This is a genomic window from Nocardia sp. NBC_00511 (assembly GCF_045161165.1).
Lineage (GTDB): Bacteria > Actinomycetota > Actinomycetes > Mycobacteriales > Mycobacteriaceae > Nocardia.
In genome coordinates, this window is the sequence record NZ_CP107849.1 from 6,342,881 (window position 1) to 6,358,330 (window position 15,450).

Annotated in this window: 9 protein-coding genes and 2 rRNA genes; 4 read left to right on the forward strand and 7 right to left on the reverse strand. The window is 63.9% G+C overall.

Annotated features, from left to right (window positions below):
* Nucleotides 1-102 precede the first annotated feature (102 nt).
* Together OG300_RS29700 and OG300_RS29705 are read right to left on the reverse strand one after the other, a co-directional pair.
* A 23S ribosomal RNA gene (locus OG300_RS29700) occupies nt 103-3,218 on the reverse strand.
* A 336-nt stretch (nt 3,219-3,554) separates the two neighbouring features.
* A 16S ribosomal RNA gene (locus OG300_RS29705) occupies nt 3,555-5,071 on the reverse strand.
* The 16S and 23S rRNA genes sit together here, the layout of an rRNA operon.
* 542 nt (nt 5,072-5,613) lie before the next feature.
* Between OG300_RS29705 and OG300_RS29710 the strand changes: the two genes are divergently transcribed.
* From OG300_RS29710 to OG300_RS29725, 4 genes are all read left to right on the forward strand, one after another.
* Nucleotides 5,614-5,895, forward strand: coding sequence for a hypothetical protein (locus tag OG300_RS29710; RefSeq protein ID WP_405486597.1), 282 nt, complete (start codon nt 5,614-5,616; stop codon nt 5,893-5,895).
* Between the two features lie 129 nt (nt 5,896-6,024).
* Complete coding sequence (locus OG300_RS29715) at nt 6,025-7,872, forward strand: ArnT family glycosyltransferase (protein ID WP_405486599.1); 1,848 nt, start codon at nt 6,025-6,027, stop codon at nt 7,870-7,872.
* A gap of 58 nt (nt 7,873-7,930) precedes the next feature.
* The gene (locus OG300_RS29720; RefSeq protein ID WP_405486601.1) at nt 7,931-8,800 is read left to right on the forward strand and encodes an SDR family NAD(P)-dependent oxidoreductase; all 870 of its coding nucleotides are present in this window, start codon (nt 7,931-7,933) and stop codon (nt 8,798-8,800) included.
* Between the two features lie 284 nt (nt 8,801-9,084).
* Nucleotides 9,085-10,002, forward strand: a complete 918-nt coding sequence (locus OG300_RS29725) for a hypothetical protein (protein WP_405486603.1) — start codon at nt 9,085-9,087, stop codon at nt 10,000-10,002.
* Nucleotides 10,003-10,120: 118 nt separating this feature from the next.
* Here OG300_RS29725 and groL read toward each other — a convergent pair whose 3' ends face one another.
* The 5 genes from groL to OG300_RS29750 form a co-directional block, all read right to left on the reverse strand.
* Nucleotides 10,121-11,743: a chaperonin GroEL gene (groL, locus tag OG300_RS29730; protein ID WP_405486605.1), complete on the reverse strand. Its 1,623-nt coding sequence runs from the start codon at nt 11,741-11,743 to the stop codon at nt 10,121-10,123.
* 288 nt (nt 11,744-12,031) lie between these two features.
* Nucleotides 12,032-12,334, reverse strand: a complete 303-nt coding sequence (locus tag OG300_RS29735) for a hypothetical protein (RefSeq protein WP_405486607.1) — start codon at nt 12,332-12,334, stop codon at nt 12,032-12,034.
* A 141-nt stretch (nt 12,335-12,475) separates the two neighbouring features.
* Complete coding sequence (locus tag OG300_RS29740) at nt 12,476-13,225, reverse strand: Clp protease N-terminal domain-containing protein (protein ID WP_405486609.1); 750 nt, start codon at nt 13,223-13,225, stop codon at nt 12,476-12,478.
* A 56-nt stretch (nt 13,226-13,281) separates the two neighbouring features.
* Entirely contained in the window at nt 13,282-14,364 is a 1,083-nt protein-coding gene (locus tag OG300_RS29745; protein ID WP_405486611.1) for an NAD(P)/FAD-dependent oxidoreductase, read from the reverse strand.
* A gap of 108 nt (nt 14,365-14,472) precedes the next feature.
* Complete coding sequence (locus tag OG300_RS29750; protein ID WP_405486613.1) at nt 14,473-15,387, reverse strand: RNA polymerase sigma-70 factor; 915 nt, start codon at nt 15,385-15,387, stop codon at nt 14,473-14,475.
* Nucleotides 15,388-15,450: the final 63 nt, after the last annotated feature.

Below are 15,450 nucleotides of genomic sequence, written 5' to 3' on the forward strand. Positions count from 1 at the left end.
AGAGCCATCCACCCTGCCCATCACGAATGATGGTGGGGCTTCTGTCTTCTCGGTGATCTGTGTGTTGTTTCAGATACCGCACAGTGGACGCGTAGCAACTTTGTTGGTAAGTCCTCGGCCTATTAGTACCGGTCACCTACACCCCTTACAGGGCTTCCAGTTCCGGCCTATCAACCCAATGGTCTGTTGGGGGCCTTAACCCCTCGAGGGGGTGAGAAACCTCATCTTGGAACAGGCTTCCCGCTTAGATGCTTTCAGCGGTTATCCCTTCCGAACGTAGCAAACCAGCCGTGCTCCTGGCGGAACAACTGGCACACCAGAGGTTCGTCCGTCCCGGTCCTCTCGTACTAGGGACAGCCTTCCTCAAGTTTCTGACGCGCGCGGCGGATAGAGACCGAACTGTCTCACGACGTTCTAAACCCAGCTCGCGTGCCGCTTTAATGGGCGAACAGCCCAACCCTTGGGACCTACTCCAGCCCCAGGATGCGACGAGCCGACATCGAGGTGCCAAACCATCCCGTCGATATGGACTCTTGGGGAAGATCAGCCTGTTATCCCCGGGGTACCTTTTATCCGTTGAGCGACACCGCTTCCACTTGCCGGTGCCGGATCACTAGTCCCGACTTTCGTCCCTGCTCGACCTGTCGGTCTCACAGTCAAGCTCCCTTGTGCACTTGCACTCGACACCTGATTGCCAACCAGGCTGAGGGAACCTTTGGGCGCCTCCGTTACATTTTGGGAGGCAACCGCCCCAGTTAAACTACCCACCAGGCACTGTCCCTGAACCCGATCAGGGTCCGAGGTTAGAGGTCCAATACGATCAGAGTGGTATTTCAACGACGACTCCCCAGAAACTGGCGTCCCTGGATCAAAGTCTCCCACCTATCCTACACAAACCGTACCGAACACCAATACCAAGCTATAGTGAAGGTCCCGGGGTCTTTTCGTCCTGCCGCGCGTAACGAGCATCTTTACTCGTACTGCAATTTCGCCGAGTCTGTGGTTGAGACAGCTGAGAAGTCGTTACGCCATTCGTGCAGGTCGGAACTTACCCGACAAGGAATTTCGCTACCTTAGGATGGTTATAGTTACCACCGCCGTTTACCGGGGCTTAAATTCTCAGCTTCGCACCGAAGTGCTAACCGGTCCTCTTAACCTTCCGGCACCGGGCAGGCGTCAGTCCGTATACATCGTCTTACGACTTCGCACGGACCTGTGTTTTTAGTAAACAGTCGCTTCTCACTGGTCTCTGCGACCACACCCAGCTCCAGGAGCAAGTCCCTTCACCAGACATGGCCCTCCTTCTCCCGAAGTTACGGAGGTATTTTGCCGAGTTCCTTAACCACAGTTATCTCGATCGCCTTAGTATTCTCTACCTGACCACCTGTGTCGGTTTGGGGTACGGGCCGTGTACCAACTCACTAGAGGCTTTTCTCGGCAGCATAGGATCACTGAATTCGCCTCAATCGGCTACGCATCACCTCTCAGGCTATATGCTGTGCGGATTTGCCTACACAACGCCCTACAGGCTTACACCAGGTATTCCATCACCTGGCCCAGCTACCTTCCTGCGTCACCCCATCGCTTACCTACTACAGCCAGGGTCGTATGCAGCCACGCTCCCTCTCGCCCGAAGGCTCGATAAGACCGCTTTTGGATACTTAGCACAACTGATTCGATATTTGGCGCGGATACACGGGTACGGGAATATCAACCCGTTGTCCATCGACTACGCCTGTCGGCCTCGCCTTAGGTCCCGACTCACCCTGGGCGGATTAACCTGGCCCAGGAACCCTTGGTCATTCGGCGGACGAGTTTCTCACTCGTCTTTCGCTACTCATGCCTGCATTCTCACTCCCATAGCCTCCACGGCTGGATCACTCCGCCGCTTCCCTGGCTATAGGACGCTCCCCTACCCATCCAGACTCCTGGCTCGAAAGCGGGATAATGTCTGAATGCCGCAGCTTCGGTGGTGTACTTGAGCCCCGCTACATTGTCGGCGCAGGATCACTTGACCAGTGAGCTATTACGCACTCTTTCAAGGGTGGCTGCTTCTAAGCCAACCTCCTGGTTGTCTTCGCGACCCCACATCCTTTTCCACTTAGTACACGCTTAGGGACCTTAGCTGGCGATCTGGGCTGTTTCCCTCTCGACTATGAAGCTTATCCCCCACAGTCTCACTGCCGCGCTCTCACTCACCGGCATTCGGAGTTTGGCTGACTTCGGTAAGCTTGTAGGCCCCCTAGGCCATCCAGTAGCTCTACCTCCGGTGAGAAACACGCGACGCTGCACCTAAATGCATTTCGGGGAGAACCAGCTATCACGGAGTTTGATTGGCCTTTCACCCCTACCCACAGCTCATCCCCTCAGTTTTCAACCTAAGTGGGTTCGGGCCTCCACGACGTCTTACCGTCGCTTCACCCTGGCCATGGGTAGATCACTCCGCTTCGGGTCCATAGTGTGCGACTCAAACGCCCTATTCGGACTCGCTTTCGCTACGGCTACCCCACACGGGTTAACCTTGCCACACACCGATGACTCGCAGGCTCATTCTTCAAAAGGCACGCCATCACCCCACCACAAAGTGGAAGGCTCTGACGGATTGTAAGCGCACGGTTTCAGGTACTATTTCACTCCCCTCCCGGGGTACTTTTCACCTTTCCCTCACGGTACTAGTCCGCTATCGGTCACCAGGGAGTATTCAGGCTTACCGGGTGGTCCCGGCAGATTCACAGCAGATTTCACGGGCCCGCTGCTACTCGGGTGTCTACTACGACAGAGAACACGTTTTCGTCTACAGGACTCTCACCCTCTACGGTCGGCCATCCCAGACCAATTCGACTAACGCATTCTTTTCTGACTGTCGCCCATCACGGCAGTGATGAGAAAGTAGATCCCACAACCCCAAGAACGCAACGCCTGCCGGCTATCACACGCTCCTGGTTTAGCCTCTTCCGCTTTCGCTCGCCACTACTCACGGAATCACTGTTGTTTTCTCTTCCTGTGGGTACTGAGATGTTTCACTTCCCCACGTTCCCTCCACACGCCCTATATATTCAGGCGCGGGTAACACGACATCACTCGTGCTGGGTTTCCCCATTCGGAAATCCTCGGATCTCAGCTCGTTTGACAGCTCCCCGAGGCTTATCGCAGCCTACTACGTCCTTCATCGGCTCCTGGTGCCAAGGCATCCACCGTACGCTCTTTTTCACTTACTAACAAAGATGCTCGCGTCCACTGTGCAGTTCTCAAACAACACACGAGACTGCGCTTTGATCTCAGCACCAGCCCGAGCAAAGCTCGGCGGTATGACTGAAAGCCAGTCTCGTCGTTTGTTGATTTCCTAGAAAGTTCAGACTCGCGTCTGTTCTTTCAGGACCCAATAGTGTGTCGGTATATCCATTCGCGGGTCGGTCACAGAGGACCAACCGCAATGCGATGAAGGTTGTCAGTGTTCCACCCATGAGCGTCCGCCGGACTACATGTGAGTCCGAAACGGTCTCTGCCACAACGTCATTCACCTGTGTGAAGAGTCGTGGAGATGTGCTCCTTAGAAAGGAGGTGATCCAGCCGCACCTTCCGGTACGGCTACCTTGTTACGACTTCGTCCCAATCGCCAATCCCACCTTCGACGGCTCCCTCCACAAGGGTTAGGCCACCGGCTTCGGGTGTTACCGACTTTCATGACGTGACGGGCGGTGTGTACAAGGCCCGGGAACGTATTCACCGCAGCGTTGCTGATCTGCGATTACTAGCGACTCCAACTTCACGGGGTCGAGTTGCAGACCCCGATCCGAACTGAGACCGGCTTTAAGGGATTCGCTCCACCTCACGGTATCGCAGCCCTCTGTACCGGCCATTGTAGCATGTGTGAAGCCCTGGACATAAGGGGCATGATGACTTGACGTCGTCCCCACCTTCCTCCGAGTTGACCCCGGCAGTCTCTCACGAGTCCCCGCCATTACGCGCTGGCAACATAAGATAAGGGTTGCGCTCGTTGCGGGACTTAACCCAACATCTCACGACACGAGCTGACGACAGCCATGCACCACCTGTACACCGACCACAAGGGGGGCCGTATCTCTACGGCTTTCCGGTGTATGTCAAACCCAGGTAAGGTTCTTCGCGTTGCATCGAATTAATCCACATGCTCCGCCGCTTGTGCGGGCCCCCGTCAATTCCTTTGAGTTTTAGCCTTGCGGCCGTACTCCCCAGGCGGGGTACTTAATGCGTTAGCTACGGCACGGATCCCGTGGAAGGAAACCCACACCTAGTACCCACCGTTTACGGCATGGACTACCAGGGTATCTAATCCTGTTTGCTACCCATGCTTTCGCTTCTCAGCGTCAGTTACTTCCCAGAGACCCGCCTTCGCCACCGGTGTTCCTCCTGATATCTGCGCATTTCACCGCTACACCAGGAATTCCAGTCTCCCCTGAAGTACTCTAGTCTGCCCGTATCCCCTGCAAGCTTAAGGTTGAGCCCCAAGTTTTCACAGAAGACGTGACAGACCGCCTACAAGCTCTTTACGCCCAGTAATTCCGGACAACGCTCGCACCCTACGTATTACCGCGGCTGCTGGCACGTAGTTGGCCGGTGCTTCTTCTACAGGTACCGTCACTTGCGCTTCGTCCCTGTCGAAAGAGGTTTACAACCCGAAGGCCGTCATCCCTCACGCGGCGTCGCTGCATCAGGCTTTCGCCCATTGTGCAATATTCCCCACTGCTGCCTCCCGTAGGAGTCTGGGCCGTGTCTCAGTCCCAGTGTGGCCGGTCACCCTCTCAGGTCGGCTACCCGTCGTCGCCTTGGTGAGCCGTTACCTCACCAACAAGCTGATAGGCCGCGGGCCCATCTCGCACCGATAAATCTTTCCACCATCGGACATGCATCCGAAAGTCATATCCGGTATTAGACCCAGTTTCCCGGGCTTATCCCAGAGTGCGAGGCAGATCACCCACGTGTTACTCACCCGTTCGCCGCTCGTGTACCCCGAAGGGCCTTACCGCTCGACTTGCATGTGTTAAGCACGCCGCCAGCGTTCGTCCTGAGCCAGGATCAAACTCTCCGTTGAAGACTCTCAACTCGCTCCGAAGAGCTAATTGGAAGAATTAACCAGAGTCCGAAAACCTTGGCAAAATCAAACGCCAGCAAAAGTATTTGCTGACTAAATGTCCGACCCTCCACACGGGGGTGCGAAAGATCGGAACCAATTAAATAATTGGCACTGACATTCATCGACACACTATTGAGTTCTCAAAGAACACACGCACACACCGAAACCCCGGGCTCTTGTCCCGCTTGTCGGTGAGGCTGCTGGTAAAACATAGCTCATCCATCTCAACAGAACCAAATCCGCTGATCAGGACCGAACCAGTGTGAGCATCAGGCGCTCCTCGTACAACCTCGTTTCCCAGGCCCTTGGGGCTCCGGGTCGGTGTCCGTGTCGCTCTGACCTGGATTAAGTTACGTGTTGCTACGAATCAATGTCAAATCGGCTGGTCAGGACGCTGTTTGTCCATCTTGTCGCGTCCACCCCGCGTATTGATCGACGCCGTCCGCCATTCACTTCGCCCGGTCTTGCCACAAACGCCGCGACAGACGACCTTGGTTGGTGTGTATGTCTGCGATTGGTCGATTACCAGTGCTGTCGTCGGCGAGTTCGCAGAACGCCTACCGGGCCATAAAGAAACCGACTGGCGTGTCAGTTGGCTGCCGGATCGACTACTCACCCGGACCCAGGCCATCGCGGCCATCGAGTTGGTCGAACTCCTCTACGACACCGGGCGCCCCGCCGACGCCGGCGTGCAAGCCCGGGTCGCCGCCGCGGCCGCCGAGCTCGGAATCCGGCCCATCGATGTCGCCGCCACCCTCTCCGCGCGGCGCGACCGACCCTGAGTCGACCCGGATCCGATCTCCACCCCCGGACCGGGTCCGGTACTCCCTACGGGCGATTCCGCGGCGAAACCCTCCTCCTACAGGGTGAATTCCTTTGACATGCGTACCGCCCGGGTCGAGATTGAGGCTGTGACAGCGGTAATCGCAGCGCCCGGCCGATCCGGCGGCACCCCGGCGCGCTGGTTGCGCGGACCCGCGGATCAACCGCGCTGGGCCCGGCCCGCCCTGCTCGCCATCACCGCGACGGCGACAGTCCTCTACGCCTGGGGCATCGGCGCGCAGACACCACACCTGTACTACTCGGCCGCCGCGCGCTCGATGAGCCAGAGCTGGCACAACTTCTTCTTCGCGGCCTTCGATCCGGCCGCCACCATCAGCATCGACAAACTGCCCGGTTCACTGTGGCTACAGGCGCTGTCGGTGCGGATCTTCGGGCCACACCTGTGGGCCTACCTGCTACCGCAGGTCATCGAGGGCGCGCTGACCGTGCTCGTGCTCTACCGCGTGGTGCGCCGACTATCGGGGCCCGCGGCCGGGATCGTCGCGGCACTGGTCATGGCACTGGCACCCGCGGCCGTCGCCCTCGATCGCGGCAATATCTCCGACACCCTGCTCATCCTGCTGCTGGTACTGGCCGCCGACCAGGTGGTCAGCGCCATCCGATCGGGGCGGACCCGGCACCTGATCTACTGCGGGCTGTGGATCGGCCTCGCGTTCCAGGCCAAGATGGTGCAGGCCTGGCTCGTGATTCCGGCGTTCGCGGCGGCCGTTCTGATCGCGACACCGAAAGACGCTCTGCGACAACGGGTTACCGGAATACTCTGCTTCGGTGCGGTCGCGGTGGCGGCATCGCTGAGCTGGATGACGGTGGTGAGCCTGCTCCCCGCCGGAGGTCGGCCCTATGTCGACGGCAGCCACCACAACTCGCTGTTCGAGCAGGTCTTCGTCTACAACGCGGCCAGTCGCACCAATGACGGATTCACCGTCGGCTCGGCGAATTTCTCCACTGCGGGATCTCCGAGTGCGGGTTACCGGGCGGCACTGGTACTCGGGCCCGACAACCGGTTCGACCATGTCTTCGGTGGCGGCGGCGGACGCGAGGCCGGATGGCTGGCACCGCTCGCGCTGATCTGCCTGCTCGGGCTGGCCTGGGCGGCGCGGCGACGGCCACGCACGGACCACGGCACCGCCGCGCTGACGCTGTGGGGCGGCTGGCTGGTCATCCACGTGGCAGTCTTCCTGGTGATCGGCACCGTGAACCCCTACTACCTGGCGGTGCTGATCCCGGCGATCGCCGCACTGATCGGGATGGGCGCGACGGCCGTACTGCGGTCGGCCGATCGGCGGGTGTTCGGGTGCGCCGTCGTCGCGGTGGCGGCGACGGCGGTATACGGCTGGTTCCTGCTCGAACCCGCGCCGCACTGGGTGCGATTCACGGTCCTGCTCGCGACGGTGCTGACCTGCCTGGCTGCGGCCGTGCTGCCCGCCGCCTTCCCGCGCCGCGACCCAGCCGGGGTCGCGCTGCTGGTCGCGACCGCACTGATCGCGCCCGCGGTCGCCGCGGTGTCGGTGGTCGTCAATGGATTCGGGCCGCTGGACACGCCTTTCGAATCCGCGACCGCACGGCAGATCACCCAGGGGTTCATGGCCGCCTCGATCCCCGAGGCCGAAAAGCTGAACCGGGAACTCGCGAAACTGCCGGGCCACCCGAAGTATCCGCTGGTCACCTACACCACGGTGCTGGCCTCGCCGTTCATTCTGACCAGCGGGCAACAGGTTCCGAGCATCGGCGGATTCACCGGCGAGGCCCCGGTGCCCGGGCTCGCGGAGTTGGCCCGGATGATCGACGACCACGAGGTCGGGCTGGTGCTGCTGAGTCCCGGCGACGACGAGCGCGTCACCTGGATCCGGCAGCACTGCGCGGAACTGCCCGGAGACGGGTCCTCGATCGCGGCCTACGACTGCACCCGGCATTAGAGGCGTGCGGGGTCGATTCCCGGGTCGAATCCACCTGTGGCCCTTAGCATCCCTAACCATGAACGAGCTCGGCGAACTGCTGTACCGGATCAAACACGGCCTCGACACCCAGGTCAGCCTCGCGCGACTGCGACGGCAACGCACCCTGCGCGACGCCGTCGCCGACCGGACCGTGCTGATCACCGGGGCCTCCTCCGGCATCGGACGCGCGGCCGCCGAGCAGATCGCGGACGCCGGCGGCCTGGTGCTGCTGGTCGCCCGGCGCGAGGACGAGCTGCGCGAACTCGCCGAACAGATCACCGCGCGCGGCGGACGGGCCGCCGTCTACGCCTGCGACCTCAACGATTTCGACGCCCTCGACGCCGTCGCGGCCAAGGTGCTCGCCGACCACGGCGGCGTCGACGTGCTGGTCAACAATGCCGGACGCTCCATCCGGCGGCGGCTCGACGAGTCCTACGACCGCTTCCACGACTTCGAACGCACCATGCGGCTCAACTACTTCGCCGCCGTCCGGCTGATCCTGGCCTTCGCGCCCGGCATGCGGGAGCGGCGCGACGGGCAGGTCGTCAACATCTTGTCGCTGGCCAATCTCTACGGCGGCCCCGGCTACGCCGCCTACGTCGCGTCGAAGGCCGCCCTCGACTCGCTCAGCGCCAACCTGCAGGCCGAAACCCTCACCGAGAACCTGCGATTCACCTCCATCTACCTGCCGCTGGTGCGGACGCCGATGATCGCGCCCAACCCGCTCTACGGCAATGCCGACGCCCTGACTCCGGAGCAGGGCGGGCAAATCATCTGCGACGCCATCATCGACCGCCCGCGCCGCCTGGCCCCGGTCCTCGGCCGCTTCACCGCCCTCGTCGACAATCTGCTCCCCGAACGCGCCGACGCCATCCGCAGCGCCCGATTCACCGGGAGCGGAATGTGACCGCCAGAGCCAGCATCCAGCCACTCCACAGCACATAGCCCGCGAAGTTCGCCTGCTGGGCGCCCGGGTGTAAGCGATTCCGCCCTGTCGAGATCTTCGGCCGCCTCGACGGCACCATCGCCGCGGTCCCCGACTACTTCGATCACCAGATGAACCTGATCGCCGATCTGGTCGGCTTCGCGCCAACCTACTGATCCGTCCACCGATACGGGTGCCCACCGCTGTCGCCTGCCGCCGCTACTGTGCGAAACGTGGGATATGACACCAGCTTTCACGCTGTGGATATGGGATTGATCGAGCGGCGGGTGCTGCCGTACCTCGCCGGTGCGGGCCACGACACCGACCTCGACGATCTGGTGGGGTACGCGGCCGAACAGACCAAGGTTCGGTTCCGCGCGAAAGCCTGGGCGCTCGGCGCACTGAAGGAAGCCGGTTACGGCGGCAGTTTCGACAGCGGCCTGTACGTGTGGGGACGACCGTACCTGATCACCGCCGAAGCGCCCGAAGAGGTGACGGAATGGGTGCTCCGCTATATGCGCGCCACCCCGGACACCGTCGACGAACTGGCGAAAGCCGCACTGCACCAACTGGATCCGGCGCTGGCCGACCGCACCGAACCGGACGCCAGCGGCGAGGTCCCGGACGACGAGAACCTGCCTACCTTCGTGTTCTGGAAGATGCGCCTGCTGCGCAGCGCCGCCCTCGCCCTGCGCGCCGGACGCACCGAGGTCCCCGACCTCTTCGACGACAGCGTGCACGACGCGGCCGAATTGCTCACCGGCAACCTGCAATTCGTGCTGCTGGAGTTCACCTCCCGGCTGCTCCCCGGCTGGATGGACCGCGGCAAGGTCTGGCCCACCTGGCTGAGCGTCGAAGCCGAGCTGGGCTACCCCACCGGATTCGGCAGCAACGCACCACTACTCGGCGCACTACCCCAGACCTTCCCGAGACTCGAATGGGAATCCGAGGAGAGCATCCACACCAACTACACGGTCGGCGGCTTCGTCCTCCCCGCCGAGGTCGATGCGGCCCGAACCAACCTGCGCGCCAACCACTCCCGCCTCGCCGCCGTCCACGACGACGCCGACACCGCGACCTCCCTGCGCAAGTGCGACGAGGCCTTCGCCCTCGCCCAGCGCATCGGCGGCGGCTTCGTCGAAGCCACCGAGATCTACAGCGGCATGGAAGGCAAGATGAACTAGCGGGAGGCCGACCCCCGAGGGCCGATCACCGACGCGGCGACCCCGCAGACGAGCCGAGGGCCCGGCCACCGTCAGGTGGCCGGGCCCTCGTTGTTCAATTCCGTTGCCGGAGCAGGACTTAGAAGTCCATGCCGCCCATGCCACCGGTCGGGTCGCCCGCGGGGGCAGCCTTCTCCGGCTTGTCGGCGACGACGGCCTCGGTGGTGAGGAACAGCGCCGCGATGGAGGCGGCGTTCTGCAGGGCCGAGCGGGTGACCTTGACCGGGTCGGCAACGCCGGCGGCCAGCAGGTCGACGTACTCGCCCGAGTCGGCGTTCAGGCCGTGGCCCGCCGGGAGGTTCGAGACCTTCTCGGCGACAACGCCGGGCTCCAGGCCCGCGTTGAAGGCGATCTGCTTCAGCGGCGCGGACAGCGCGACGCGAACGATGTTCGCACCGGTGGCCTCGTCGCCGGTCAGGGTCAGGGCGTCCAGCGCGGGAGCCGACTGCAGCAGGGCGACGCCACCACCGGCGACGATGCCCTCTTCGACGGCGGCCTTGGCGTTGCGCACGGCATCTTCGATGCGGTGCTTGCGCTCCTTGAGCTCGACCTCGGTGGCGGCACCGGCCTTGATGACCGCGACGCCGCCGGCCAGCTTGGCCAGCCGCTCCTGCAGCTTCTCACGGTCGTAGTCCGAGTCCGAGTTCTCGATCTCGGTGCGGATCTGCTGCACCCGGCCCTTGATGGCCTCCGGGTCGCCCGCGCCCTCGACGATGGTGGTCTCGTCCTTGGTGATGACGACCTTGCGGGCCTGGCCCAGCAGCTCGATGCCGGCGGTCTCCAGCGAGAGGCCGACCTCTTCGCTGATGACCTCGCCACCGGTGAGGATGGCGATATCGGCCAGCATGGCCTTGCGACGGTCACCGAAGCCCGGCGCCTTGACGGCGATGGACTTGAAGGTGCCACGGATCTTGTTCACGACCAGGGTCGAAAGCGCTTCGCCTTCAACATCTTCGGCGATGATCAGCAGCGGCTTGCCGGCCTGGATGACCTTCTCCAGCAGCGGCAGCAGGTCCTTGACGGTGGAGACCTTGGAGCCGACCAGCAGGATGTAGGGATCCTCGAGGGTGGCTTCCTGGCGCTCCGGGTCGGTCACGAAGTAACCGGAGATGTAGCCCTTGTCGAAGCGCATGCCCTCGGTGAGCTCCAGCTGGAGACCGAAGGTGTTGCTCTCCTCGACGGTGATGACACCTTCCTTGCCGACCTTGTCCATGGCCTCGGCGATGAGCTCACCGATGGACGAGTCGCCGGCCGAGATCCCGGCGGTGGCAGCGATCTGCTCCTTGGTCTCGACCTCCTTGGCGGTGGCGAGCAGGGAGGTGGTGACGGCCTCGACGGCCTTCTCGATGCCACGCTTCAGACCCAGCGGGTTGGCGCCGGCCGCGACGTTGCGCAGGCCTTCGCGAACCAGAGCCTGGGCGAGCACGGTGGCGGTGGTGGTGCCGTCACCCGCGACGTCGTCGGTCTTCTTGGCAACTTCCTTGACGAGTTCCGCGCCGATCTTCTCGTACGGGTCCTCGAGCTCGATTTCCTTGGCGATGGAGACACCATCGTTGGTGATGGTGGGGGCGCCCCACTTCTTCTCCAGCACGACGTTGCGACCCTTGGGGCCGAGCGTCACCTTGACGGCGTCAGCGAGGGCGTTCAGGCCACGCTCGAGTCCGCGGCGAGCCTCTTCGTCGTACGCAATTGTCTTGGCCATTGCGTTGAGATCCTCCAGATCTGGGGATTGACAGGTTCTGGCCAGGCTTGGTGCCCGCGACGGACGACCAGTGGCTCTTTGGAGCCCGGCCTCACCGCCCCGACCTAGCACTCCCAGGTTCGGAGTGCCAATGCCCTTTCTAGCACTCCCACCAGGCGAGTGCAAGGTCAAGGCGCGGCCCCGAGGCCCCTGAACAGGGAACTCCGCGATATTCGAGGGTGCGAATCCCCATGACGCGACGACATTCTGGCCGCGCGAGCACACTCGGCGGCCGATGTCTCGCGAGGACTACGAGAAGTGCGACCGGTCGTCCACGCGCAGCAGCAGCGCGATCAGCGCGTCGGTCCGACGCTCCTCCGGAGTGCGAGGCTCACCGTGCTCGACGGTCACGAGCTCGGCGTCTTGCAGGAGAAGTTCGGCTTCGATGCGCATGATGGCCCGAATGAACGGCGGCGCCACCTCGGGTGGGAGGTCGCCGTTCACGATGTAGCCGCCGTCGGGAGTGTCCTCGGTGGAGACATAACTCAGCGCGCGCAGCAGGTCAGCGCGCAGTTCCCCCGCTACCAGGTCGGAACTTTCGGATCCCGCCATTCCACAATCGTATCTGCCGCATCACGCACACCACGGGACCCGGCGACGCGGGACCGCCCGCTTGCCCTACATCACCAGGTCGGCAGCGTGTCGCAGCGACATGCGGACTTCTGCGTGTCCGCGGCGCGCCGGATATCGGACCTACTTCGGCGTGTCCCCGGACTCGCCGACCGTGGGCAGGGAGGCGAGCAGGGCGGTCAACTCCGCGGTGATCGACTCCTTGTCCAGACCCAGTCCGGACAGCACCCCGGAACCGTCCTCCACATCCAGCAGCGCCAGCAGCAGGTGCTCGGTGCCCACATAGTTGTGCCCGAATCGCAACGCCTCCCGAAAGGTCAATTCGAGGGTCTTGCGGGACTGCGCACTGAAGGGGATGAGCGCGGGCAGCGGTTCGGTCGCGGCGGGCGGCAGCGCGGCGGTGGCGACCCGGCGTACGGCCTCGACCGAAACACCCTTGGCGACGATGGCGTGCACCGCGAGCGATTCCGGCTCGCTGAGCAGACCCAGGATCAGGTGCTCGGGGCGAATCTCGGCGTGCCCGGCATTGCGGGTCTCCTCCTGCGCGGCCACCACCACATGCCGAGCGCGCGAGGTGAAGCGTGCGAATCCGGCGCTGGGGTCGAGGGCCGCCGCCTCGCTCGGGTCGCCGGGGGCCTTGGGCACGAAGCGCTTCTGGGCGGCCTGCTTGGTGACGCCCATGCTCTGGCCGATATCGGTCCAGGAGGCGCCGGAGCGGCGGGCCTGGTCGACGAAGTGGCCGATGAGGTGGTCGCCCACCTCGCTCATGTGCCCGGCGACGACGACGGCGTCGGAGAGCTGGTCCAGGGCGTTGTCGGGGCGGGCTTTCTTGATGCCGTCGATCAGATCGTCGAGGCGGAGAGAGTTCGTCATGCGTCAACTCTAGGTTGACCATCATTCGATGGTCAACCCTTGGTTGACGATTTCTCTCACGGCTTGGCCGCCGAACCCACCGCCCGCACGATGAACTCCTTGATGCCCGCCGCCGTCCGCCCGGTCAGCACCGTGCGGGCGTTCGAATCGTCGGCGTGCATGAACTGGATGATCCCGTCCCGGCGCCCCAGGCTCACGCAGGTCAGCACGAAACGCGGCCGATGCGGCCGCGGCGTCTTCCCGCGCAGCCGCGCGACGACCGCCGCACCCACGTACTTGCCCGCGGGTTGCGCTGCCTGGCACGACATCCGGGCCTCCCGACCGTTCACCCCGACCATCACCGCGGCATCACCCACCGCGTAGATCTCCGGATGCGCCGGCACCCGCAACTGCTCGTCGACCAGGATCCGGCCGCGCGGGTCCACCGGCAGACCCGAGTCGGCCGCCACCGCCGGGACCGCGAAACCCGTTGTCCAGAGCACGGTTTCGGCCGCGATCCGCGCACCGTCGACCAGTTCGAGTCCGGCGGCGGTCACCTCGGCGACCTTCGCGACGCGCACCTCGACACCGAGCCGGTCCATGGTGGCGCGAATGTGCCTGGTGGCCTTGGGCGTCAGCCACACGCCGGGCTCGTCGCTGCTGACCAGGACCACCTCGAGATCGGGCCGCGACTCCGCAAGCTCGGCCGCCACCTCGATACCGGTCGCGCCCGCACCCACCACCGCGACCCGACCGGCCAACTCGGGGATGGCGCGCAGATCCTCGGCGACGGCCACCGAGTGGGCGTGCTCGCCCGCGCCCGGCACACCCGACCGGTTGCCGCGGCTGCCGAGCGCGTAGATCAGGGTGTCGTAGCCGACGGTCGCACCGTCGGCGAGCTCGACCTGTCGCGCCTCGGCGTCCACCCGCGCGGCCCACCCGTTGATGAAGTCGATGCCCTTGTCCTGCAACGATTTCCGCAGATCCCAGCGCGCCACGTCCTGACCCGCGAGGACCTGGTGCAGTCGCACCCGGTCGACGAATTCGGTGTGCGCGTCGATCACGGTGACCCGCGCGCCCTTGGCCTTGACCGCCCGCTGTGCCGCGGCCAGTCCCGCGTACCCCGCACCCAGGACGACGATTCGATGCTGCGTGTTCACGAGAGTGCTCCTTGCCCGGCCCCGTTCGGCGCCGACACCCTCTAGACCACGCAGCCCCCGAATCCCTGACAGCTTCGCGACGTGTGCTGGGTCACATCGCGATCCAGCTCAGATCGGAGCGGTGGTGCGGGCGAAGTACTCGAGCTTGTCCGGGTTCACGATCAGGTGCACGGCGGCGATGGAGTCGCCGGCGAACTCCGCGGTGGCCACCACGACGGGGATGCCGCCGGAGCGCGCCACGAACGCCGGTGCGCCGTTGACCTCGTCGAGGGTGACGGTGAGGTCGGGGACCTCCTGGGCGAACAGCCAGGTGAAGTAGCGGGCGGCCCGGTGCGCGCCGACGACCGCGCGGCGGGCGGCGTTGACGTTGGCGCCGCCGTCGGCCATGGAGACGATGTCGGCGGCGAACATGGCCTCGAGCGCGGCCACATCCCCGGCGTTCGCCGCCACCAGGAACTTCTCCAGCAGCGCCCGCGCGTGCTTCGGGGCGGGGTCGTAGCGGGGTCGATCCTCGCGAACCCGTTGCGAGGCACGGCGATACAGCTGCTGGGAGTTGGCCTCCGACAGTTCGAGCATGTCGGCGATCTCGCGGTGGGCGTAGCCGAAGGCCTCCCGCAGCACGAAGACGGCGCGTTCAGCGGGGGTCAGCCGTTCCATCAGGGTCAGGAAGGCCAGCGACACCATTTCGCGCTGTTCGGCGGATTCCAGGGGGCCGAGTTCGCCGCGGCCGGTCGGCACGGGTTCCGGCAGCCACGGACCGACGTAGCTCTCGCGGCGGGCGCGAGCCGAATCCAGGGTGCTGCGGCAGAGATTCACCAGGATGGTGGTCAACCAGGCTTCGGCGGAACGGATTTCGGCGCGATTGCTGGCGTCCCAGCGCAGATAGGCCTCCTGCACCGCGTCCTCGGCCTCGGCGGCGGAACCCAGCATCCGATAGGCCAGTGCGAACAGTCGTGGTCGATGCCGCTCGAATTCGACCAGTCCGTCGACGTCCATCCAGCCACCCGTTCTCGCAACACTCATTCGTTTGAGCAGGATACGCTCGCGAACACGCCGTATCCCCACAGCCGTCCACACGTCGCCACG